Raw genomic sequence first — 23038 nt, 5'->3', positions numbered from 1 at the left:
TTCGGCGATACGACTCGGTTTCGCGGGCGCGTCGGTCGATCGGATCGGTCACGGTATCGCCCCGGCGGTCCGGGAGGGTGGAGCATGAAGAGTTCGGGTATCACCGGGGTGTGGGAAGTGGTGGCCGAAGGCGCGCCGTTCGAGTACCACGTCATGACCTTCCACGCCGACGGCACGATGCTGCAGTCGAACCCGGACTCCGGTAACCGGACATCCAGCGACAGCAACGGTATGGGCACCTGGCGTGCCGACGGGGCGCGGGTCCGCGGGGCCTTCGTCGAGTTCTCCGTGGATCGCGCGAATCCGAATTCGGTGAGCCGGGGAATCATCCGGTTCGACGTGGAGGTCACCGGCGATACTTTCACCGGGTCGGCGAGCGCGACCTTCTACGATCTGTCCGGCGTAGCGCTCGGCCCCGCGGCACCGGCCCGCTTCCGGGGCCGCCGGTTCGACGCGTTCGCGCTGATCCCCGAGCCGTAGCCGTGGCGTCGACACCGTGGCCGGAGGGCCGGTACGGAACCTGCCCTCCGGCGGTGCTCAGTCCGCCCAGACGGTTTCGATCGGGGTCGCCTCGGTCGGTGGTGGCGTGGGCACGCCGTTCGGGGTGCGGGAGAAGCGGGGTGCCGGAGCGTGCTGGGTGACATCGTCCAGTTCGATGAGCGAACCGCGGGCGGCGATATGTTCGTTCGCGCTCGCCTCGTCGAAGGTGAGCACCGGGCTCACACAGGCATCGGTGCCGGTGAAGATCGCGGCCCATTCGTCGCGGGTCTTGCTGCGGAACTTCTCGGTGAACAGCTTCTTCAGCGTGTCCTGCCCGGCCGGGTCCATTTGGAAAGGCAGGCCCTCGGGGTCGATCTCCAGGCCGGCCAGCAGCTGGGCGTAGAACTGCGGTTCGATGGCGCCCACGGCCATGTACTTGCCGTCGGCGGTCTCGTAGGTGTCGTAGAACGCCATTCCGGTGTCGAGCAGGTTCGTACCGCGCTCCGAGGACCAGGCGCCGGTACCGCGGAAGGCCCAGATCATATTGGACAGTGCGAGCGTGCCGTCCACCATCGCGGCGTCGATGACCTGGCCTTCGCCGGAGTTCTGCCGTTCCACCAGCGCGGCGAGGATGCCGAACACCAGGAACATGGACCCGCCACCGAAATCGCCGACCATGTTCAGCGGCGGTACCGGCCGTTCGCCCTTGCGGCCGATGGCGTGCAGGACGCCGGTGAGGCTGATGTAGTTGATGTCGTGCCCGGCGCGGTCGGAGAGCGGGCCCTGCTGTCCCCAGCCGGTCATCCGGCCGTAGACCAGCCGCGGGTTACGACCGAGCAGATCGTCGGGGCCGAGTCCGAGCCGCTCGGTGACGCCGGGCCGGAACCCTTCGATGAACACGTCGGCCTTCTCGACCAGCGCGAGCACATTCTCGATATCCGCCGGGTTCTTGAGGTCGGCCTCCACGATCGTGCGACCGCGCAGCTGCGGCCGGTCGGCCCCACCGGGCAGTTGACCGGCCCGCTGGACCCGCACCACATCGGCGCCGAGATCGGCCAGCAGCAGCGCGGCGTGCGGCCCCGGGCCGATCCCGGCCAGTTCGATCACGCGAATGCCCGCGAGCGGGCCCTGCTTGGTGGCGGTGGATGGTGTACTCACGCCCTACCTCGGTTCATCGTCGATCCATTGTCTACCCCGCGGGGCATATTGACAGTATGACAACAGCGGCGCCGAGTCACGGGGTCGGCGCGGTTCGCCCAGCGGTTGCGACAGCACCGGTAACGATGAGATCCTTCATTCCGAAAAGAGACCAAATGGTTTTGTAGGAACGGTCGGTCTGGCAACTATGCAGGTGAACAACGAGCTGATCACGACGATCCGGCGCGCCGCCGACGACGTTTCTCGCGGAGAAGTCGACGATCGAACCCGATGCTCGCGCAAGCGAAACGGCGGACGGAAGATCGGGCCGAGCCGAAGGTGTGGCGGACCGGGCGAACGACCCGAAGCCGCCGCACCCGGACTCCTCAACTGAATTCAGGCTTCGAAGGAGTATCGCATGGCTATCGGATCGAAGGCAGAATTACGGGCCGTCACCGAGCATCTGACAGGGATCTTCCGTGAAGCCGTGACACACAAGAGCACTTCCTGGCGGCGCATCAATCGCGAAGTCACCAGAGGATTGGAACAGCTGTCCAGCTCCGATAAAACCTTCCAGTGGTTTCGCCGCCCCGAACAGAAATTCGAATGGTTCATTCGCCGCGAGCAGAAATTCGAATGGTTTTCTCCCCGCAAGCCGGTGACCCCGACATCACCTACCGCCAGCTCCTTCAAGATGGTCAAAATGAGATCCGAATACATCGGGGAGCACCTGCCGGGCAACAATATATTTGCCGGAAGAATGGTCCAGTACGTGAGCGACCCCAAGAAGCGGGAACGTTTTCGCATCCATATAGTCGATGGAAAGATTTACGATGCCAAGGGAAATCTTTTCGATACTACGAAAACATTCCTGGGCAGGCGCCGCGACGCGATCTACGTCGTGGACGAAGAAGGAAGAATGTACGCCCACAAGATGAGCATGACCGGAAAGTTCCACCACTCGAGCCTGCTGGCCGGAAGACCGGCCGCCGGAGCAGGAACCATGCGGGTGGAAAACGGGGTGCTGACCTACATCAGCGACCGAAGTGGGCACTATCGCCCGACACGCCCCCTCACAGACCAGGTCATAGCGCAACTGCGCAGCCTGCGCGTTGCGATGGATCGGGTGTCCATCGATATTCTGGCGCCGGCATAGTGTGGAGGATTCGGAGATGAACGAAGATCAGCGAGCAGTTGTGAACGCCGTTCTCTACGGCGTTCAGTTCGCAGAGACCCTGAATGAATCCGAGGTCGAACGTACGTCTTCGTCCCTGCTCGACTATCCGCTCTGGTCGCTCACACCGGAGCAGGAGTACCGATCGATTGTCGATGCACTCGGATCCGGCTCGAAAATCGGTTCGCTTGTTGAAGAAAAGCATTCCGAAGCCGCCGTACGAGATTTTCTGCAACAGGTTGTCGACCGTCTCGATTCGATGCGGCCGTGGCCGGATCCGCCATTTCAAGAGCTATCGGAACTCAGATGGAGCGAATTCTCCGATGCGCCGGCGATTGCGCAGGTAGATATGAGCTGGCCAGAAATCGAGACGCAAGTGGGCAGAATATTCACCGAATCTCTTCCGGATTCTCGCCAATATCTGCTGCTACGGCTTCGTTCCGGTATCGAAGTGGGGTTCGTTTGGTCCGGCGAGAACGAGGACTTCACGGCGATCGTCGCCCCCGATGCCTCGGTTCCGGCAGCAGAGATCGTGCAGGAAATCGTCGATGCCACCGAGCTCAGCTCGCCGGAGGTCGTTGTTCTCGGTGAAACTACGCAGTAGCCGATCCGATCACGGACCCGGCCGTGAACGGGCCGATGATCATGACCCGCCGACGCCCGGTCGCCGGACCACAGCGAGACGCCCCACCGTGGCAGGGGCGGGAGTCATCGGCCCGACGCAATAGATGTCGGTGCGCCGGAGCAGACTGTCGATATGCCGGACTGTGCGGTAACACGCCTCGACGCGACGGATTTCGACACCGCGATCGGCCGTTGCACCATCGCCTGGCGGGCGGACGCGGTGGCCCGCTTCCACCTGCCCGGTACCGATCCCGGCAGCACCTTCGCCCGCTTCAGCGGCGACGACGTGCGCCCGATCCCGGTACCCGCCGACGGCCCGCGCGCCGCAGCGGTCGCCGCTGTCCGCGCCCACCTCGACGGTGACCTCGACAACCTCCGCTGGATACCTCTCGACCTGGCCGGGCTCCCGGAATTCCACCGGGCGGTGTACGCCGTCACCCGCGCCATCGACCCGGGCCACACACTCAGCTACGGAGAGGTCGCGCGACGCTGCGGCGCGGTGGGCGCGGCCCAGGCCGTCGGACAGGCGCTCGGCAGCAACCCGATCCCGCTCATCGTGCCCTGCCACCGTGTCCTGGCCGCCGATCATTCCCTGCACGGCTTCTCGGCGCCGGGTGGAATCGGCACGAAATCGGAACTGCTGGCGATCGAAGGCACCCCGGGCTTCGGCGAACCGACGCTGTTCTGATCGAACCCGGATATCGGCCCCGGGACGCCGTACCGGGTCACCGCCGGGCGAGGATCTCCTCGTAATGGACATTGTTCATGATGCCGAGGACGTTTCCGAACGGGTCCACCACCGAGGCGGTGACGAAACCCGGCCCGCGGGTGGTGATCGGGTCGTATTCGGTGGCACCGAGTTCGAGCAACCGGTCGAAGGTGGCCTGCAGATCGTCGACGTGCCAGTACAGGATGGCCCCGCCCGGTCCCGGCTCGGCCCGCTTCGGCTGGTACGCGCGATCGATCAGGCCGAATTCGTGCTCGTAGTCGCCGACCCGGAACTCGTAGTAACCGGGCACGGCGAAGTAAGGAGCCGTCCCGAGGAACTCGGCGTACCAGTCCTTCGCTGCCTCCAGGTCCTCGGCGTAGAAGGTCACTGTCGTCATTCCTCGCAGCATCGCTGTTCTCCTCTGTCGTGGTTCGAGCTGGTGAAACCCATCCTTCCCGAGAAAGTGCTCAACTTCTGAGCACTTTCCCGGGAACAATGTAAATATGCGAGCAGACCGATTGGTGGCGACCCTGCTGCTGATGCAGACCCGGGGCCGGGTCACCGCCGCCGAGATCGCGGCCGAGCTCGAGGTATCGGTGGCGACGGCCCGCCGCGACCTCGAGGCCCTCTCCACCGCCGGGGTCCCGGTGTATCCCCAATCCGGCCGCGGCGGCGGCTGGTCGCTGATCGGCGGGGCCCGCACCGACCTGAGTGGTCTGACCGCAGGCGAGGCGCGAGCCCTCTTCCTGCTCACCGGCCCGGCCGCGGGGACCGTACCGGAGGCGCGATCGGCGCTGCGCAAACTACTGCGAGCCCTACCGGCGACCTTCCGCGGCGAGGCCGCGGCCGCCGCCGACGCGGTCGTGATCGATCCGGCCGGCTGGGGCCGCACCGAACGCGAACTACCCGAGATGGTCCAGCGGTTGCAGCACGCCGTCGTGCGACGCCGCCGGGTCGTGTTGCGGTATCGGGGCCGCGGCGGCGCGGCGAGCGAACGCATCGTCGATCCGTGGGGCCTGGTCGACAAGGACGCCATCTGGTACCTGGTGGCCGGTACCGAGCACGGCCGGCGCACCTACCGGGTGGACCGGATATTGCACGCGGAACCGACCGATCAGGAAGCGCACCGCCCCACCGACTTCGATCTCCCCGCCGTCTGGACCGAGATCGTGGCGGAGATGGAACAGCGCCGCGCAACCACCACCGCCACCGTCCTCATCAGTGAACGGCTGCTCCCGATCCTGCGCGACCGCCAGGGCCGGCATTGCGAGGTCGTGGGTCCCGCCCCCGGCGGTCGGGTCCGGGTCACGGTCACCGCGCACACCCCGCGGGCGATCGCCGAACAACTCGCGGGCTGGGGCGCCGATATCGAGGTGACCGAACCCGCCGCGGTCCGCCGTGAACTAGCCATCCTGGGCGCGGAGCTGGTCGAACGCTACGATGACCCGCGAGAATAAGTGCTCATTCGGTGCGCACTTTTCGCTGGAGAATCGGACCTGAACCCCCAGAACCAGCGAGGAGAGATCCGGATATGCCCACTCCCGGCCCCACCGACGCAGTCATCTTCGCCACCGCTTCCGAATACGAGCAGTGGCTGACCACGCACCACGGCTCCGCCACGGAGATCTGGTTGAAGATCGCCAAGAAGAACGCGCCCACCGCGACCGTCACCATCACCGAGGCTCTCGATATCTCCCTCTGCTACGGCTGGATCGACAGCCACCGCCGCGGCCTGGACGCCGGCCACTATCTGCAGCGGTACTCCCCCCGCCGCCCGAAGAGCCCGTGGTCGCAGATCAATCGGGGCCGGGCCGAGACCCTGATCGCGGCCGGGCGGATGCGCAAGCCGGGTTACGCGGCCATCGCGACGGCGAAGGCGGACGGCCGCTGGCCCGCTTCGCCGGTGAGCAGCTGATACTCCGGTGGTACCGGACGTTCGTTGCGCATCCGGACGCTTCACCGACCACTGCGCGGGCCGATCGAGGGCCGACGTTCCGGTTCCCCGCCCCGGGAGCTGTCCACCGCTCTCCGCTCCCGGATCCAACCGGCCAACTCGGCCGCCCGGTAATGGCTTTCGAACCTGATGTGCCGACCCACGGTCGCGATATATCGCAGGCCGTGCCTTCGGTGCGCGATCCGGATCGCGCCGCACGCGGTCGCCGCTACCGCGGCCGACAGAAGCAGCCCCAGCAGGTACGGGCGGAATTCGCGCTGCGGCCGCTGCGCGGCCGTATCGGCGACCGCGCGGGTCTGCGGCTGTGCCTCGGCGCCGACCACGACATTGCGGAAATCGGGGGCGCCGCCAGGCGGGGCCGGCGGTGGCGGTACCGGCAGCCGAGTCTCGGGCTGCCGGAACTCGGGCTGCCGGAACTCGGGCTGCCGGGGCGCCGGCGCGCCGCCGGCTTCATCGGGGGTGCCGCCGCCCGGAGCCGATGGACTCGGATCCGGTTCGGGTATGCGGTTGGTGGCGAGATCCTCGGCGACAGCAGCGAACCACCGCAACACCAGATCAGCGGCCGGACGACCGTCCGCGGTGTAGCCGGCGTGAAAGTAGTCACCGTGTTTGCGCACAGTATCGGCGTACCGCAGCCACAGCGCCGGGTCGAGCAGTTCGGCGTTCTCGGCGCTCAATTGGCCCAGCGCGTTGAACATCTTGGTGAACAGGTTGAACACGGTGCGCCGCGGCAGAGGGCGGCGCACCGCGTCGATGAAGGCAGTTGTCGCCCGATCGAGGCCGGTCAGGGGATCGGGAGCGGTGGCGATCGCGGCGACTTCGGCGGGTTCGAGTGCGATCCCGATGATCGCCAGCAGCGTGTTCAGGGCGCTGGTTCCCAGTTTCAACAGCGCTTCGCGGGCCTGCGGTTCACTGCCGGAACGCGGGTCGGCGGCTTCGGCCAGCCGGACCCCGAGCGGCTTCTCCGGTGTCAACGCCAGTGTGCCCAGCGAGTAGCCGCGAAGGTCGTGGGTGACGACCGCGGTCGCGGTCCGTCCGAGGGTCGCCGAGAACCCGTCGGCGATCGATGACAGCGCCGTCACCGGGTCCGACGGGATGAGCTCGGCCTGGCCGAGAATATTGACCACCATATGCAGGAGGGGTGCGTCGGTGGGGGCATCGCAGGCGAGGTCACCGGGCAGGCACATCGAGGCCACCCGGCCGGTGAGTTCGCCGAAGTCCGGGGCGATATCGCGCAGTGGCCCGATACCTCCGCCCGGCGCGGGATGCTGTGGAAATTCCTGTAGTGCGCCGAGTTCCGCGCCCGTGGTGCCGGGGGCGGGTGCCGGGCGCGCGGTATCCGGCAACCCCGGGAACACTCCGGCTCCGGGCGCCCGGGTGGGATCGGCCAGCAGCGCCACCGCCGCGATCCGGTCGGCCGGGACCGCGCCCCGGCCGGCACCGGCCTCGCGCGCGAACATCGAAACGACGTGCGCGCCCTGCGAGTAGCCGATCAATCCCAGCTGCGAACGCGGGCACTGCTGGGTGACCTCGGCCGCCATATCCCGCAACCGCCCCAGTCCCGCTTCGGCCGAGACCGAATACGGCGCCGACGTGGCCCCGGGAAGGGCTCCACCGAAACCCGCCAGATATGGAACGTAGGCGCGCCCGACTGCCGGTCCGCTCAACATCTCGGTCAGCGGCCCGAGCACCTGCGACAACAGTCCGGAGTCCGCGGCGACCGGTGAATTCGGTGTCGACTGACCGGTTCCCTGCACGCCGAGAACGAAAAGGCCCGGGCAGCCACCGGCTTCCGCCAGCGCGGCCTCGACCCCGTCCTGCGCCCTGGCGATCGAAAGTGGCCCGAACGACAGGATCGCCACCACCATCGTCACCACACCGGCGACAACGGATACCACTCGTATGAGTACCGCGCGGGCGCAGCTCATCCACACCTCCGGATCGATCTTCGACGGCGCGGCCCCGGACGGCGCCCGGTGACGGTCGTCCTCGCGCCGGCCTCGCTAGGGAACGAGCAGCCCGACCACGAGATCCAGCACGGTGCCGACAAGTTGTCCGACAACACTCAGAAGCAACGGAACTCCTCACAGCGAATGCGAATGAACCAGCAGGCATCGGCCTCGGCCGGCCCGAAAAAGTTGCTATATCGGAATGCCCGCCCCGGCCGTCACCGCGCAGCGATCGGCCGGAGCGGGCACGCCCTATCGATTCGCCCGAACGGAAGCGCTCGTCAGGTGCAGTTTTCACGAGCGGATCCGGAGGCGGGGCGAGCTACTCAGAACAGCACGCCGCCGAGGCCGCCGACAACTCCGGCGAGGTTCGTGACGACGCTACCGACGAGATCCAGCAGACCACCGAGCAGTCCCATTTCAATCCTCGTTTCTCTGGTTTCGTTGTCCGCCCGAGCCGATACCCGGGCGCTTACGGTTGCGCTCTCACCCAAGCCCCCGACAGCCGGCAGACGAGACCAGAAGAAACGCCCTAGCAGCAGTTATGGCTTGAAGCTATGAGACATCCAACCTGTATTCGGTACCGCCCCGCAATCGGATGGGCGTGATATGTAACGAAATCCGAACCCCCGACGATGGGGCGGCAACTCCCGCGCCGCGACCATCGCGGCACCTGGTCACGGGCTTCCCCGGCGGGTACGGAAGTGAACGCGCTCAGTTTTCCCACCGGCAGTCCATCCCATCCGGCACCGGATCCGATTACGCGTGAGCAAGTTGTCGAATACGCTGGTCGTGATATCCAGCTGACAGCGACGGCCGGTTCGCCCGGTCGGCATCTGCACGGAGTCGGCCCTTGCTTCGTTCCCGCGCCCTCCCACAGGTGGCCGTTCATCTCGCTCGCACACTCGGCGAGAACTTCGACAATACGACCGGTGTATCGGTCGGTACCACCGATACCACCGGACTCACGTTCCGGACTCACGTTGCAGGCTCTGCACGGAATGAATGCGAGCCTGCACCGGGTTTCCGGACAGGAGGCATTCCGGACAGCATCGACACCACCGGGATGCACAGACCCAGGAGGAACAGATGAAGGTGCGGTTCGGCGTCGGCACGGGCAGTTCCGGCACACCCGCGGACCTGCCGGAGCTCGTGGACCGTCTGGAGGCCGCCGGGGTCGATTCGCTGTGGTTCTCCGAACTGATCTTCGCACCCACGGTGGACCCCGTCGTCGGTATGGCATACGCACTGTCGCGCACCACCCACTTGAAAGTCGGTACGTCGGTGGCCATCCTGCCCGGCCGCCATCCGGTACTGGTCGCCGAGCAGCTGGCCTCGCTGGCCGCGCTGGCGCCCAAACGGGTGCTTCCGGTGTTCGGGTTACAGCCGGCCGGCCCGCAGGAACGCGAACTGTTTCCGGTGGCGGGACGGCGCGGAGACGTGTTCGACGAATCCCTGCGGCTGCTCCGCGCGGTACTCCGCGCGGACGGAGTCGATTTCGACGGCGACTTCTTCACTGTGCGCGGCGCCCGGGTGGGCAATCGTCCGACCCGTCCGCTCGACATCTGGCTGGGTGGACGGGCACCTGCCGCGTTCCGGCGCATCGGCCGATACGGTGACGGCTGGCTCGGCAGTTTCCTGAGCCCGGCCGAGGCGGCCGCCGGGGTGGAGGCGATCCGATCCGAGGCGGCGGCCGCCGGACGCGAAATCGAAGCCGATCACTTCGGGATCACGCTGCTGCTCGCGCAGGACGGAATCCCGGCCGAACTGTCGGCCGGGATCACGCATCAGCGGCCGGGAACCGATCCGGCCGAACTGGTCGCGGGCAGCTGGCCGGAACTGCACCGGCTGATCGACGGCTATCTCGAAGCCGGGCTCAGCAAGTTCGTGGTGGTGCCGGCCGATGGGAAACCACTGGACGGGTTCCTGGACCGTTTCGTCACCGAACTCCTCCCGCGGCAGAACTGACCGTTCGCGTCCGGCGGTCAGGCGACCGCGAACAGTACCGCGGCCCCGGCCACTTCCACCCAGAAGTAGAACCAGATCGGATAGAACGCGACGCGGCCGTCCAGCAGCCGTGAGATCACCCGCCCCGCGGCCATCCCCGCCAGCGCGATCGCGATCACGATCACGACACCGCGCCGCAGCTCACCGGTGTCGAACGCAGCCCAGCCCAGAGCACCCGCCACCGCCAGCCCGAACCCGCCGTATACGGCGCGGACCTCGGAACGTCCGGGGGCGGTCGTGACCGGGATACCGAAGGGTTCGGTCAGCCGCGCGGGTGTGGCGAGCGCGAACACCCCCATCCCCGCGAACAGGATTCCCACCGCGATCAGCACCACCGGCCGCATCTCCACCTCCACTGGTTGTCTGTCGGAAGGTCCATCCTCACCCGGCACCACCGCTTCGGACTTCCGGAAACGTGCTCCGTAACCACCGATCCACGCGCCGCCGCTTTCCACACCCGGTCCTGCGGCACAACCGGCCGGTGAGCCGGTCGATCCGCCGGCCGGACACCGCTCGACCGGATCGCTCGCGAGCCGGATCAGACGGTGAGGATCGTCTTGCCGAAAGCCGTGCGGTCCTCGAAGGCGCGATGTGCCGCGGCGGCCTCGGCCAGTGGCAGGACGGCACCGATCACCGGAGTGAGTTCGCCGCGCACGGTCAGTTCCTCGGCACGACGGACCAGTTCGGGCCAGCGCTGCGGACGGTAGCCGAGACTGAAGGGGATGACCGTGGCCCCGACCGGCAGCAGTTGCTGCGAACTGATCTCCACCGGCGCACCACTGGCCGTACCGAAGACGACCATCCGGGCGTTCGGCTCGGTGAGCAGGCCGTAGGCCTCGCGAGCGGTCTGCCCGCCGACGGTTTCCAGGACCACCGATACCGGACCCACCTCCTCGGTCCAGCCCGGTCGCGAGTAATCCACAGTTGTGTCGGCGCCCAGCTCGGCGGCCAACCGGCGCTTGGCATCCCCGCTCGCGCCTGCCACAACCCGGGCGCCGGCCCGGGTGGCCAACTGCACCAGCAGGGTCCCGATTCCACCGCCCGCTGCCTCCACCAGAACCGTATCGTCGGGTCCGATCTCGGCGGTTTCGAACACCCCGACCGCAGTCGCCCCCTGCCCGAGCAGCGCGAGTGCCCGATGCTCACCGAGCCGTTCGTCGAGTGGAAGGGCAGCCGTGGCAGCGACGACCACCGACTCGGCGTAGCTTCCGGCCGCGACGGTGGCGATCACCCGTTCGCCGATCCGGCGTTTCCCGACTCCCGGACCGACCGCCTGCACGGTTCCGGCCACTTCGATCCCGGGGATATGGGGTAGCGGCGAGTCCAGCGGATCCGGTAGCACCCCTGCCCGTACCTGCACTTCGAAATAGTTGACGCCGGTGGCCGAGGTCCGGACGAGTAGTTCCCCCTCCCCCGGCACCGGATCCTCGACCTCTTCGAGACGCAGTACCTCCGGCGGTCCGTACTCGTGATACCTGACTGCTCGCATGCGATTTCACCTCTACTCCGATACGGACTGTTGGTCCGTTTACCTTCCGGTATCATACGGACTACCAGTCCGCTTTTGTCAACAGTGTCGAACAGGAGGAGCGCAGGTGCGTGCCGACGCCGAACGCAACCGTGCCGCGATCCTGGCCGTCGCCGGCCGCATGATCTGCGAGGAGAAACGCGACAACGTCTCCATGGACGACATCGCCGCGGCCACCGGCGTCGGGAAGGGCACCCTGTTCCGCCGATTCACCGACCGCGAAGGACTCATCCGCGCGCTGGTCGAGGACCGAACCCACCGGAGCTGGAACGATGTCCGCGCCCTCGCGGCGGATTCCGCGGTACCCGTGGGTGATCGGATCCTCGCATTCGTCGCGGCGGTCTTCGACCTGACCGCGATCGATTTGGCCCCGCTGATGCGCGCCCTGCCGGACGGCTGCCATTCGGACAGCTGGGCGCCTTGGCGCGCCCTGCTGGCCGAACTGATCGCACAGGTGGCGCCCGATACCGATACCGAATTCCTGGTGCTGGCGATCTTCTCGAGCATGCGCCCGGAGATCACCGATATGCTCGCCGCCGCCCGCCATCGCGCCGGGGTGCTGGATCTGACGGCACGGATCCTGGACCTCGACGTTCGCCCCTGACGCGAGTCCGGCCGGTCACCGCCGCCGAAGCCCGGTCCGGCGTCGTCTGTACCGCGTGAACTCATCGGCCGCACACGGGCTCCGGACGCGGCCATTTCACGCTTCGGCGCGTGAGCCCACACGATCCGGCGGCGTTGTCCGATTCGGGCTATTTTGGTGCTGTGAGCGTATGGGGAGAAATCGTTGTCGGCCTGGTGATCCTGATCGGCCTGGTGGGGATCGTGGTGCCGATTCTGCCGGGGGTGATCCTGATCTTCGGGGCGATCGCGGTCTGGGCGTTCGTCACCGGCGGGGCCACGGCGTGGACCGTACTGGCGATCGGCACCGTTCTGCTGGTCATCTCGGGGATCGTGAAATACACCTGGCCCGGGCAGAAACTGAAGGAGGCCGGCGTACCGAACCGCACGCTGCTGCTCGGTGGGCTCGCCGGTATCGCCGGGTTCTTCGTGATACCCGTCGTCGGCCTGTTCGTGGGTTTCGTGGTGGGCGTCTATCTCTCGGAATTGCAGCGCCTCCCGGACAACCGGCAGGCCTGGGCGTCGAGCAAGCACGCGATAAAAGGTGTCGGGCTCTCGATCCTGGTGGAGCTGCTGGGCGCACTACTGGCGAGCGGGGTATGGGTGATCGGCGCCATCGCGGTGTGACCGGCCGGCCACACCCATGGTTACCGCGCCGACTCGTATGACAACGTACGCAGTTCCTCCGATAACAGCGCGCGGTCGATCGGATTCTCCGCTGCTGCGATCTTGCTCTCGACCGCGGCGATGCCCCGGCGGATATCAGCGCGAGCCACGTCCCCGATGCCGGCGGGAATGTTTCCGCTCATCTGCCCGGGCCGATATATCAAGGGCTGACCGTATCGCTGCGCCAGAAATTCCTTCTGAATGCCGTAATGACTGGCCCCCTGACCCATGAAGACGTCGTATCCCTTTCGGCTCCAGTCAGCGATATCGTCCATTATCCTGATGTCCCGCACATTGTTCCGGTACCGCAGGATCTCGTTCACCGGATCGGAAGTGTCCATCAAATTCGGATTGAGAATATCTTCGAGATTCCGGGTCGGGTCGAAAGGTTCGCCCAAATACTCCTCGTACCACGAAGTCAGATCGTCATAGGTCAAGCGCTGCGGGCCGTCGGCATTGGGCCATCCTCCGGTAGCCCGTAGATCAGCATCGAGCTTGGACGTAAATTTCCGGAGTTCCGCGATGATCTCCTCGGGCGCCGGGGGCGTTTCCTGTCTGTGCATATGCTTCACCTTGTTGAGGAAGTACCACAGATGGTGCAGCCGTTCCCGTCCGGGGTCGACAGTGGTCACGAACTCCGCGATTTCGATATCGCCCAGCTCACCCCGGATCCCGTGATGAGCGGCAAGCGCCCGGATATGAAGATGGTCGCCGCGCTGCCGGACCGCCTCGTCCAGATCCGGTCCGCGCACCATGTCGTCGGAAAAAGCATTCTGCTCATTGAGCGCAATCCGCCGACGACCGTTCGGCTCGTTCACGAATATCTCGAAAACGCGCCGAATCAAAGAATATTGCTGATGTCCCGGATCCTTTGAATGCTCCTGCGCGCTGTACCAGATCCGGCCACCGCGGGGTGTATCGTATCGGGCGATACTCACATTGTGCCCGAAAAGCTTCCTCCCTCGGCCTTCTATGGCCTCGACCAAGGGCCTCCGCTCGTTCAGCAGCGATACCATTCCGGCGTGATCACCCGAGTCGATCGTTCGGTCCGCGCCGCCCATTCTCCCGAGGAGTAGATCGGCGGCCGCTTCATTTCGGCCGGACAACATATCGGCCGCCGAGTTCGAGGGATGGACGGCACGATCGGAGATATCGCTGTGCAGTACCCGGGCGACGCGGCCGACCGCATCTTTGAGCCGGTCGGCGAGGTGGTCGAATGCCGATCGCCAAGCGCCGCTCACCGCAACAAGGGTAATGCGATGTGCTCAGTGCACCAATTCGCGCGGGAAAGTATATCGGCCCCCACCGCGAAGAAGTCGCCGTCAGCCCCGGCCGGGTCGTTTCTGGACAATGGGCAGCGGCCGGGTTGTCCCGTCGTGCGCCGATGGGCGTTCGGCGCGCGGCGGAACGAACAGCGGCAGTGTGGGAGTGGGATCCTCGGCGGTCCGATCGATCGCGGGCAGACCGTAGAACGCGCGGGCATTGTCCTCGAGCACCGCGTTCATATCCGTGCCGACCACATCGCAGATCAATTCCACATCGGATTCCCGGAACGGCCGGCCGGCGCGGGAACCGGGAAGATCGCTGCCGAACATCAATGCCTCCGGATTGACCGCGTGGATCCGGCGCAGCGCCGTGGCGATATTCATATCGACCCGGCCGAAACCGGTCGCCTTCACCCGCGCCCCGCGATCGACCAGGTTCAGCAGATACGACAAACCCTCCCGGGACATTCCGAGGTGGTCGACGGAAACCTTCGGCAGTTTCAGGATCACCGGCTGCAGCGAGGCCAGCATCTGGCCGTCCACATAGATCTCCACATGCCAGCCCGCCAGTTCATGGGCGCGCAACGCCTGCCGGGTCATGCTCGCGATATCGGCGGCAGCGCGTTTGAGATTGAACCGGACCGCGCGCACTCCGGCCTCGTGCAGGTCGAGGATCTCGGCGTCGGTGGCGTCGAGATCGAGACGCGTCACCCCGACCCAACCGGGGCCGAGTTCGGCCAGGGCCGCCCGCAGATAGCTCTGGTCGTTGCCCTGGAACGAAGCACTCACCACCGCGCCACCGGAAGGCCGGAACCGGGCCATCCGTCGCCGGTAGTCGGCGACGGTATAGGGCTCCGGCAGGTAGCCTTCGTTCTCGATCAGCGGAAAACGCGGATCGATGATGTGCACATGGGCGTCGAACACTGCTACAGCATGCCTGAGATGTGGGGACATTCGCTCCTCCCAACCATGGACCGGGAGGAGCCGGCCACAGTTCAGACCTTGTGCGGTTCGCTGGCGCGCAACATGTCCTCGCGCTCGACGACCTTGACCCGCTCGCGGCCCTCGGGCTCGCCCAGCGACCGTTCGTGCGCATCGAGCCGGTACCAGCCGGCCCAGGTGGTGAACGGGATACCCCGGCCCTCCAGGAACTCGAGTACGGCCTCGGGCTCCGGGTTCTCGGCGGGTGCGAAATTCGCGCTGTCGTCGACGAGGCAGGCGACCGTTTCGTTCGCGTCGCCCTTGGTGTGGCCGATGAGGCCGACCGGACCGCGTTTGATCCAGCCGGTCACGTAGGTACCGGGCAGGTAGCGGGCCGCGCCGTCGGCGTTCTCGTCGACCAGGACCCGGCCGGCCTCGTTCGGGATGACCCCGGCCTGGTCGTCGAAGGGCAGTTCGGAGATGTTCTGGGACAGGTAACCGACAGCCCGGTATACCGCCTGCACGTCCCATTCCTTGAAAGTGCCGGTGCCCTTGACATTGCCGGTGCCGTCGAGCTGGGTGCGTTCGGTGCGCAGGCCCACGACTTTGCCGTCCTCACCGAGGATCTCGGCGGGAGATTCGAAGAAGTGCAGGAACAGCTTGTGCGGGCGGTCACCCTGGTCGCGGATGGCCCACTGTTCGAGGGTGTTGGCAACCATGTCGACCTGCTTGGAATGCCGACGCGCGGCTTCCGAACCCTCGTCGTAATCGATGTCCTCCGGATCGACGATGACCTCGATCGTCGGGGAGTGGTCGAGTTCGCGCAGTTCCAGCGGAGTGAACTTGGCCTGCGCCGGGCCGCGGCGGCCGAACACGTGCACCTCGACGGCCTTGTTGCCCTTCAGGCCCGCGTACACGTTCGGCGGGATCTCGGTCGGCAGCAGCTCGTCACCGGTCTTGGCCAGCACGCGCGCCACATCGAGCGCGACATTGCCGACGCCGAGGACGGCGACCTTCTCCGCGTCCAGCGGCCAGGTACGCGGCACGTCCGGGTGACCGTCGTACCAGGACACGAAATCGGCCGCACCGTAGGAACCGTCCAGGTCGATCCCCTGGATCGGCAGTGCCCGGTCGGCGTTGGCGCCGGTGGAGAAGATCACCGCGTCGTAGAAGCGGCGCAGATCCGACAGCGTGATATCGGTGCCGTAGTCGATATTGCCGAGCAGGCGCACCTGCTCCTTGTCCAGCACCTTGTGCAGGGCGGTGACGATTCCCTTGATCCGCGGATGGTCCGGAGCGACGCCGTAGCGGATCAGCCCGAACGGGGCGGGCATCCGCTCGAACAGATCGATCGAGACGTCTGCATCGGATTTCATCAACGCGTCGGCGGCATAGATACCGGCCGGCCCGGCTCCGACGATCGCGATCCGAAGCGGGCGGTTCGCTTCCTTCTGCTCGGTCATCTGTTACGCGCACCCTTATCGGTCGAAAGAATCACTGGCGTTGTTGTTAGCTTAGGCTAACTTGACGCGCGGCCCGTATGCACCTACATCGCGCCGTTCGCGGGCGGCTGGTCACCGTTCGTCGTCCCACGTCCACGCGGGTAGCGCTGTACTGCGATACCCACCTCGCCCCCGATTCTATCGGGGTGCGAGCACGAACCGATCCGGGGACCAGGGATGATCGTCGGTATGAGCGATGCCGGAGGAGCCGACGAGCACGCGAGCACCGAACCGGGCGACGGTGAACGACCGCGTTCGATCACCCCGTTCATCGTGGCCGCGGTGGTCGCGGCCCTGATCCTGGGTGGTGTGCTGATCGCCGGGCTGGTGGCACCCGTTGAGAAAAATGTCACAGATTCCGACCGGATCGCCGGAGCAGTACGCGACTTCGCCCAGACGAGCAGCCGCTACGGTGCCGAACCACCGCGCGAGGCGGTGTGCCCCGGTTTCGTTCCCGCCCGCTCACCCCTGGCCGGACAACTGAAACCCGGTGAAACCGGAAACGACATCGAGATCACGAGATTCGGCCCCGTGCAGATCAACGGCGATACGGCGACCATCGAAGTGACCAGCACAGTCGACGGCGACGAGAAGACCGCGACCTGGTGGCTGTTCCACTCCGACGACGAATGGCTGGTGTGCAACCAGCCGGTGGAATGATCTCGCCCGGAGCGTCAACCGAGGTTTGACACGGCCGGGCCGGACCGGGCTAATCTCATGAATCAGGTCATGAGTGCCAGCGCCAAGCCCCGGCTCGCTGGCCGGCAACCCTCCTCCGCGGTGGGGTGCTCCGGGTGACGACCGGGCACGCATCGATCGGATGCGGCAAGTGCGGATTCGCAGGAGGTGCCACGTATGAGTTACGCAGGGGATATCGGCCCACAGCAGGCATGGGAACTGCTGACCGAGAACCCGGACGCAGTCCTGGTGGACGTGCGGACCGAAGCCGAGTGGAAGTTCGTCGGAGTACCCGACACCAGCGCGATCGCGAAGCCGACGCTGCTGGTGGAATGGGTCGACGGCACCGGCACCCGCAACGACCGGTTCGTCGACCAGTTGCGCAGCGCGCTGGTCGACCGCCCCGCCGACGCGCCTGTGCTCTTCCTCTGTCGCTCCGGCCAGCGTTCGGCCCATGCGGCCGACGCCGCCACCGCGGCGGGAATCGGCCCCTCCTACAACATCAGCGAAGGTTTCGAGGGACCGCTGGACGAACTCGGGCACCGCGGCGGCGCCGGCTGGCGCGCCCACGGCCTGCCCTGGCGGCAGTCGTGATCGGCGGCGGCTCGTTCGAACGCCCGCTCCCCGACGGAGTCGGCCCGGCGACGCTGGGCGTGCGCGGCGGACTGAGCCGGTCGGGATTCGACGAGACATCCGAGGCCCTCTACCTGAACTCCGGCTTCGTCTACGCGAGCGCCGAAGCCGCCGAGGCCGCGTTCACCGGTGACAACCCGCACTACGTGTACTCCCGCTACGGCAACCCCACGGTGAGCACCTTCCAGGAACGGATGCGACTGCTCGACGGCGCCGAAGCCTGTTTCGCGACCGCCAGCGGCATGGCGGCCGTGTTCGTCGCGCTCGGTGCGCTGCTGAAAGCGGGCGACCGGCTGGTGGCCGCCCGCAGCCTGTTCGGATCCTGTTTCGTGGTGTGCAACGAAATCCTGCCGCGCTGGGGTGTGGAGACGGTCTTCGTCGACGGTGAAGATCTCGACCAGTGGGAAACCGCCCTGGCCGAACCCGCCGCCGCCGTGTTCTTCGAAACCCCGGCCAACCCGATGCAGACCCTGGTCGATGTACGCAAAGTCTGCGAACTCGCCCACGCCGCAGGCGCGAAGGTGGTGCTGGACAATGTGTTCGCCACCCCGCTACTGCAACGCGGCTTCGAACTCGGCGCCGACGTGGTCGTCTACTCCGGCACCAAACACATCGACGGCCAGGGCCGGGTCCTGGGCGGCGCGATCCTCGGCAGCTCCGACTACATCGAAGGCCCGGTCAAGACGCTGATGCGCCACACCGGTCCCGCGCTGAGCCCGTTCAACGCCTGGACGCTGCTCAAAGGACTGGAAACCATGCCGCTGCGGGTCCGGCAATCCGCCGATTCGGCGCTGCGGATCGCCCGCTACCTGGACGAACACCCGGCAGTGAGCTGGGTCCGCTACCCGTTCCTGGAATCGCATCCGCAATACGCCCTGGCCGCCGAACAGATGAGCGGCGGCGGCACCGTGGTGACCTTCGAATTGAAGGCCGCCGCCGATCACGCCAAGAAGCGGGCCTTCGAAGTACTCAACGGGCTGCGGATCGTCGACATATCCAACAACCTGGGCGACGCGAAATCCCTCATCACCCACCCGGCCACCACCACCCACCGGGCGATGGGCCCGGAAGGCCGCGCGGGCATCGGGCTGTCGGACGGTGTCGTACGGATCTCGGTCGGCCTCGAGGACATCGAGGACCTGCTGGGCGACCTGGACAACGCGCTGTAATTTCGGCGGCGCCTCCGGCGCCGCGGGGCGGGGCCCTCGTGACCCCGGTTCTGTATCCACGGCGTCGCCTCCGGCGCCGCGGGGCGGGGCCCTCGTGACCCCGGTTCTGTATCCACGGCGTCGCCTCGGGCGCCGCGGGGCGGGGCCCTCGTGACCCCGGTTCTTCACTCCTGCACTCCTCCGCTTCGCTCCCCCGCTCCGTCGCTCCAGAACCGGGGCGGGCCCCGCCTTTGTGGTGGGCTCCGCTTCCGGCGGGGGGCGTGCGGGCCCTGTCGACCCCGCCTTGTGGCAGGCCCGGAGGAGGTGCCGCGACGCGGGGGCACGACGGTGGCTCGGGAAACCGTCCCTGAGGCAACGGACTCCTGCTGAGCAGGCCGGGTGGGGCGGTTCTCCTGGTCGAGGAGACATAGGCGGGTGGTGGAGGCGGACCGCTCCGATCAGTTCGGGATCGGGGCCGACCGGGTCGGGTGTGGAGTCGGGTCGGTCAGGTCGGGTGTGGCATCGGGTCGGTGAAGGGCGTACGGACCCGGCCCACCAGTTCGGCGACCGAGTTCAGCACCACGGTGGGCCGGTAGGGGTAGTGCTCGACCGACTTCTTCGTCGAGATACCCGAGGTCACCAGGATGGTCCGCATTCCGGCCTCCATTCCGGAGATCACATCGGTATCCATCCGGTCACCGACCATCACACTGGTCTGTGAGTGGGCGCCGATCCGGCGCAGCGCCGAACGCATCATCAGCGGGTTCGGTTTACCGATGTAGTAGGGGTCGCGGCCGGTGGCGCGGGTGATCAGGGCGGCCACCGAACCGGTCGCGGGTAGTACACCGTCGCGGGACGGGCCGGTGGGGTCGGGGTTGGTGGCGATGAACCGCGCCCCCCGTTCGACCAACCGGATCGCGGTGGTGATCGCTTCGAACGAGTAGGTGCGGGTCTCGCCCAGCACCACGTAGTCGGGGTCCACCTCGGTCAGCACGTAGCCGATCTCGTGCAGCGCGGTGGTCAACCCGGACTCACCGACCACGTAGGCGGTGCCACCCGGCCGCTGCTCGTCGAGAAAACTGGCCGTGGCCAGGGCGGAGGTCCAGATCGAGTGCTCCGGGATCTCCAGCCCGGTCTGCCGCAACCGGGCCTGCAGGTCGCGTGGGGTGCGGATCGAGTTGTTGGTCAGCACCAGGAACGGGATCTCCTCGGCCCGCAGTTCGGCGAGGAATTCGTCGGCGCCGGGGACCATATGGTCCTCGTGCACCAGTACCCCGTCCATATCGGTGAGATAGGAGAGAATCCGGTCGTCTGTGCTCACCCCATCGATTCTGCGCTCGACGGTCCGAGGAGCGGGTATGCCGCGCCCGGAGTCCGGAACGCGAGCCGAGAACGAGACCCCCGCACATTCGCACGACCCCGCTCCGGCCGGGGCGAACCTCGGCATACCCGCTTCGCCCCGGACCTGCGCGGGCGGCGGGTGGGCTCGGCCCAACTGCGCCTATTAGTGTCGGATCCGGGCCGGAAACGGTCCGACCACAACGCGACAGGAGTGGGCGCATGGGTGAGCTGAAGCTCGGGTACAAAGCGTCGGCGGAACAATTCGGACCCCGTGAACTGGTAGAGCTGGCGGTACTGGTCGAGGAACACGGCCTCGACAGCGCCACGGTCAGCGATCATTTCCAGCCGTGGCGGCACAAGGGTGGCCACGCACCGTTCTCGCTGGCATGGCTGGCCGCGGCGGGTGAGCGTACCGAGCGGATCCTGCTCGGTACCTCGGTGCTCACCCCCACCTTCCGGTACAACCCCGCGGTGATCGCACAGGCGTTCGCAACCCTGGGCTGCCTGTATCCGGGCCGGGTGATGCTGGGTGTGGGCACCGGTGAGGCGCTCAACGAGATCGCCACGGGTTACTCCGGCGAGTGGCCGGAGTTCAAGGAACGGTTCGCCCGCCTGCGTGAATCGGTCGATCTGATGCGTGCCCTGTGGACCGGCGCCCGCACCGATTTCGACGGCACCTACTACAAGACGGTAGGCGCCTCCATCTACGACGTTCCCGAAGGCGGGATCCCGGTCTACATCGCCGCCGGCGGCCCGGTGGTGGCCAGGTACGCGGGTCGCGCGGGCGACGGATTCATCTGCACCTCGGGTAAGGGTATGGACCTCTACACGGAGAAGCTGATGCCCGCGGTGGCCGAAGGCGCGGCGAAGGTGGACCGTGAGGTCAGCACCATCGACCGGATGATCGAGATCAAGATCTCCTACGACACCGATCCCGAACTCGCGCTGGAGAACACCCGCTTCTGGGCACCGCTGTCGCTGACGGCCGAACAGAAGCACAGCATCACCGACCCGATCGAAATGGAGGAAGCAGCCGACGCGCTGCCGATCGAACAGATCGCCAAACGCTGGATCGTCGCCAGCGACCCGGATCAGGCGGTCGAACTGGTGAAACCCTATGTCGATGCGGGCCTCGACCACCTGGTTTTCCACGCGCCGGGCCACGACCAGAAGCGCTTCCTCGATCTGTTCCAGCGCGACCTCGCCCCGCGGCTGCGCGAACTCGGATAGCGATCAGGCAGTCGCCCGCGCCGGTGCCGGACCACGAGCCGGCCGGCGCGGGCGTGCGGTTGCGGGCAGTTCGCCGTACAGAAGCGGCCGGTCACGGGTCCGGCGCATCCGCGCGCCGCGGTGTCATTCGTCGATCCCGAACCGGATCTTCACCGCCTGTGGACGGTATTTCGCGCTGTCCTCGAGGACCCCCTCGACGCTTCCGTTGAGGTTGTAGGTGACTGTCAATTCGTCACCGCGCCTGAGGTCGGGCTGCTCGTGCGCGTTGTAGACGACCGTGTCGGCATCGCCGAAGAATCCCAAGGGGCCCGATTCTGTGGCGCGGTACAGAAGGGTCTGCGATTCGAACGGGCCGACCGGGGAATCCGAGAGATATCCGACGATATCCGGGCTGTAGGGGACCGTGGTGTCCTGCGTCACCAAGAGGAAATTCCGGTCGTTCAACCTCGACACACTGTATTCGTTGGCCACACCGGACATGATCGGCGCCGAATCCGTCTCTCTCGGTGACCATCCACCGTCGCCGTCCGCGAACTGCCACGGTGCTCGCATATCGTCGCCTTCGACCCGCGCCACGTGCATGGATTTCTCGGCTCCCCGATCGTCGACGCCGTAGACATACGTGTGGTTGTCACGGTTGTCGAATTCCACCCACGATGCCCAGTGCACTCCGGTCTCGGAAGGCATCGGTGTCACATCCAGCCGGCCGAGATCGTGGGCATCGAACCGGACCAGCAGATTCTCCTGGAACTCCAATTCCCCGGCTCCGCCCGGGATCAGTGCAACGCGGAGACGTTCGGCGTCGAAATCCGCGGCCGAGGCCAGTGCCCGGGAATCACCGGTGAAACCGAGGAACATCACATCCAGGGTCTCGCGGCTGGTCACATGCGATCCACCGAGCCAATGGAACTGATCACCCCGTGGGGGCAGCAGCGCACGACTCGCGCCGTCACCGGACGTGCCGAGTACCGTCCGCATACTGCCGTCGCGTTCGACCAGGACGAGGCTGTTGCTGACAAACGGAGTGTCCCGGGCCCGCGAGCCATCGGGTCCCACTCGTCCCAGAAAGGTGTCGGAAAACATGAACACGTGTTTGTCCTCCGACAACCGCCGCAGATAGGTGCTGTCGGCCCCCGTCCAACCTCCGTCGTCGGTATAGGCGTATTTGGACAGCAGTGTGTTGAGCTCGTGATGGGGTGTCGCGGACTTCACGCGCAACCGCGGGCCCGGCACCTGGTCGGTGGGGACCGGTGCGCGGTTCGGACCGTCCAACGGGGCCGCAGCGAGTACGTCGGCCCGCCCGTGGTGATCGGCGCCTCCGCGCAGGGTGAACGCGACATCGTCGTACTCGGATTTGAACACTGCGGCCACGTCTGCGATCGGCGGGACCGTCCGGGCGAGCACTTTCGACCACCGCGCTCCACGTGTCCACAGGAGAATATTTTCACAGGCCGTGGTCCGGCCCGCCGGA

23 protein-coding genes and 1 riboswitch are annotated in these 23038 nt (G+C 66.6%); of the genes, 13 read left to right on the top strand and 10 right to left on the bottom strand.

Going from position 1 to position 23038, the window contains the following annotated elements:
• Positions 1-84 precede the first annotated feature (84 nt).
• A complete protein-coding gene (locus ACWCPQ_RS13435; protein WP_449898093.1) occupies positions 85-480 on the top strand; it encodes a hypothetical protein in 396 nt (131 codons plus the stop codon).
• A 57-nt stretch (positions 481-537) separates the two neighbouring features.
• Here the strand turns inward: ACWCPQ_RS13435 and ACWCPQ_RS13430 are convergent, their stop codons facing one another.
• Positions 538-1638 (bottom strand): CaiB/BaiF CoA transferase family protein, encoded by a 1101-nt coding sequence (locus ACWCPQ_RS13430; protein WP_449898091.1) that lies wholly within the window; start codon positions 1636-1638, stop codon positions 538-540.
• 397 nt (positions 1639-2035) lie between these two features.
• On the opposite strand from ACWCPQ_RS13430, the gene ACWCPQ_RS13425 reads away from it, so the two are divergent.
• The 3 genes from ACWCPQ_RS13425 to ACWCPQ_RS13415 all read left to right on the top strand — a co-directional run bounded on the left by ACWCPQ_RS13425 (position 2036) and on the right by ACWCPQ_RS13415 (position 4103).
• The gene (locus ACWCPQ_RS13425; protein WP_449898089.1) at positions 2036-2773 is read left to right on the top strand and encodes a hypothetical protein; all 738 of its coding nucleotides are present in this window, start codon (positions 2036-2038) and stop codon (positions 2771-2773) included.
• 16 nt (positions 2774-2789) lie between these two features.
• Positions 2790-3395, top strand: coding sequence for a hypothetical protein (locus ACWCPQ_RS13420; RefSeq protein ID WP_449898086.1), 606 nt, complete (start codon positions 2790-2792; stop codon positions 3393-3395).
• Between the two features lie 153 nt (positions 3396-3548).
• Positions 3549-4103, top strand: a complete 555-nt coding sequence (locus ACWCPQ_RS13415) for a methylated-DNA--[protein]-cysteine S-methyltransferase (protein WP_449898084.1) — start codon at positions 3549-3551, stop codon at positions 4101-4103.
• Between the two features lie 37 nt (positions 4104-4140).
• On the opposite strand, the gene ACWCPQ_RS13410 is transcribed toward ACWCPQ_RS13415, so the two are convergent.
• Entirely contained in the window at positions 4141-4533 is a 393-nt protein-coding gene (locus ACWCPQ_RS13410; protein ID WP_449898082.1) for a VOC family protein, read from the bottom strand.
• A 94-nt stretch (positions 4534-4627) separates the two neighbouring features.
• On the opposite strand from ACWCPQ_RS13410, the gene ACWCPQ_RS13405 reads away from it, so the two are divergent.
• Together ACWCPQ_RS13405 and ACWCPQ_RS13400 are read left to right on the top strand one after the other, a co-directional pair.
• Entirely contained in the window at positions 4628-5581 is a 954-nt protein-coding gene (locus ACWCPQ_RS13405; protein WP_449898080.1) for a helix-turn-helix transcriptional regulator, read from the top strand.
• Between the two features lie 74 nt (positions 5582-5655).
• On the top strand, positions 5656-6039 hold the full coding sequence (locus ACWCPQ_RS13400; protein ID WP_449898078.1) for a YdeI/OmpD-associated family protein: 384 nt from the start codon (positions 5656-5658) through the stop codon (positions 6037-6039).
• 41 nt (positions 6040-6080) lie between these two features.
• Here ACWCPQ_RS13400 and ACWCPQ_RS13395 read toward each other — a convergent pair whose 3' ends face one another.
• Positions 6081-8006: a cutinase family protein gene (locus ACWCPQ_RS13395; RefSeq protein ID WP_449898076.1), complete on the bottom strand. Its 1926-nt coding sequence runs from the start codon at positions 8004-8006 to the stop codon at positions 6081-6083.
• 1110 nt (positions 8007-9116) lie between these two features.
• Here ACWCPQ_RS13395 and ACWCPQ_RS13390 point away from each other — a divergent pair.
• On the top strand, positions 9117-9995 hold the full coding sequence (locus ACWCPQ_RS13390; protein ID WP_449898075.1) for a TIGR03854 family LLM class F420-dependent oxidoreductase: 879 nt from the start codon (positions 9117-9119) through the stop codon (positions 9993-9995).
• Positions 9996-10012: 17 nt separating this feature from the next.
• Here ACWCPQ_RS13390 and ACWCPQ_RS13385 read toward each other — a convergent pair whose 3' ends face one another.
• A complete protein-coding gene (locus tag ACWCPQ_RS13385) occupies positions 10013-10378 on the bottom strand; it encodes a DUF4345 domain-containing protein (protein ID WP_449898072.1) in 366 nt (121 codons plus the stop codon).
• A 194-nt stretch (positions 10379-10572) separates the two neighbouring features.
• On the bottom strand, positions 10573-11523 hold the full coding sequence (locus ACWCPQ_RS13380) for a quinone oxidoreductase family protein (protein ID WP_449898070.1): 951 nt from the start codon (positions 11521-11523) through the stop codon (positions 10573-10575).
• A gap of 106 nt (positions 11524-11629) precedes the next feature.
• Here ACWCPQ_RS13380 and ACWCPQ_RS13375 point away from each other — a divergent pair, with 106 nt between their 5' ends.
• Positions 11630-12166: a TetR/AcrR family transcriptional regulator gene (locus ACWCPQ_RS13375; RefSeq protein WP_449898067.1), complete on the top strand. Its 537-nt coding sequence runs from the start codon at positions 11630-11632 to the stop codon at positions 12164-12166.
• A gap of 161 nt (positions 12167-12327) precedes the next feature.
• On the top strand, positions 12328-12810 hold the full coding sequence (locus tag ACWCPQ_RS13370; RefSeq protein ID WP_449898065.1) for a DUF456 domain-containing protein: 483 nt from the start codon (positions 12328-12330) through the stop codon (positions 12808-12810).
• A 20-nt stretch (positions 12811-12830) separates the two neighbouring features.
• On the opposite strand, the gene ACWCPQ_RS13365 is transcribed toward ACWCPQ_RS13370, so the two are convergent.
• The 3 genes from ACWCPQ_RS13365 to ACWCPQ_RS13355 form a co-directional block, all read right to left on the bottom strand.
• On the bottom strand, positions 12831-13910 hold the full coding sequence (locus ACWCPQ_RS13365) for a hypothetical protein (RefSeq protein WP_449898063.1): 1080 nt from the start codon (positions 13908-13910) through the stop codon (positions 12831-12833).
• A 261-nt stretch (positions 13911-14171) separates the two neighbouring features.
• Positions 14172-15038, bottom strand: a complete 867-nt coding sequence (locus tag ACWCPQ_RS13360) for an amidohydrolase family protein (RefSeq protein WP_449898424.1) — start codon at positions 15036-15038, stop codon at positions 14172-14174.
• Between the two features lie 71 nt (positions 15039-15109).
• Complete coding sequence (locus tag ACWCPQ_RS13355) at positions 15110-16498, bottom strand: FAD-dependent oxidoreductase (RefSeq protein ID WP_449898062.1); 1389 nt, start codon at positions 16496-16498, stop codon at positions 15110-15112.
• Between the two features lie 228 nt (positions 16499-16726).
• Here ACWCPQ_RS13355 and ACWCPQ_RS13350 point away from each other — a divergent pair, with 228 nt between their 5' ends.
• The 3 genes from ACWCPQ_RS13350 (at position 16727) to ACWCPQ_RS13340 (ending at position 19017) form a co-directional block, all read left to right on the top strand.
• Positions 16727-17197 carry an Rv0361 family membrane protein gene (locus ACWCPQ_RS13350; protein WP_449898060.1) on the top strand — a complete coding sequence of 157 codons (471 nt, stop codon included), beginning with the start codon at positions 16727-16729 and terminating at the stop codon, positions 17195-17197.
• A gap of 65 nt (positions 17198-17262) precedes the next feature.
• A riboswitch (SAM riboswitch) is annotated at positions 17263-17375 on the top strand.
• Between the two features lie 17 nt (positions 17376-17392).
• Positions 17393-17809: a rhodanese-like domain-containing protein gene (locus tag ACWCPQ_RS13345; RefSeq protein WP_449898058.1), complete on the top strand. Its 417-nt coding sequence runs from the start codon at positions 17393-17395 to the stop codon at positions 17807-17809.
• On the top strand, positions 17806-19017 hold the full coding sequence (locus ACWCPQ_RS13340) for an O-succinylhomoserine sulfhydrylase (protein WP_449898057.1): 1212 nt from the start codon (positions 17806-17808) through the stop codon (positions 19015-19017). The genes ACWCPQ_RS13345 and ACWCPQ_RS13340 overlap by 4 nt, the downstream gene beginning before the upstream one ends.
• A gap of 484 nt (positions 19018-19501) precedes the next feature.
• On the opposite strand, the gene ACWCPQ_RS13335 is transcribed toward ACWCPQ_RS13340, so the two are convergent.
• Positions 19502-20278, bottom strand: coding sequence for an HAD-IIA family hydrolase (locus ACWCPQ_RS13335; protein WP_449898422.1), 777 nt, complete (start codon positions 20276-20278; stop codon positions 19502-19504).
• A 278-nt stretch (positions 20279-20556) separates the two neighbouring features.
• On the opposite strand from ACWCPQ_RS13335, the gene fgd reads away from it, so the two are divergent.
• Positions 20557-21567, top strand: a complete 1011-nt coding sequence (gene fgd / locus ACWCPQ_RS13330; RefSeq protein WP_449898055.1) for a glucose-6-phosphate dehydrogenase (coenzyme-F420) — start codon at positions 20557-20559, stop codon at positions 21565-21567.
• A gap of 123 nt (positions 21568-21690) precedes the next feature.
• Here fgd and ACWCPQ_RS13325 read toward each other — a convergent pair whose 3' ends face one another.
• The gene (locus ACWCPQ_RS13325; RefSeq protein WP_449898053.1) at positions 21691-22938 is read right to left on the bottom strand and encodes a hypothetical protein; all 1248 of its coding nucleotides are present in this window, start codon (positions 22936-22938) and stop codon (positions 21691-21693) included.
• Positions 22939-23038 lie beyond the last annotated feature (100 nt).

The sequence above is a fragment of the Nocardia sp. NPDC001965 genome (assembly GCF_053594175.1).
This window is presented reverse-complemented; position numbering and strand designations above follow the sequence as displayed.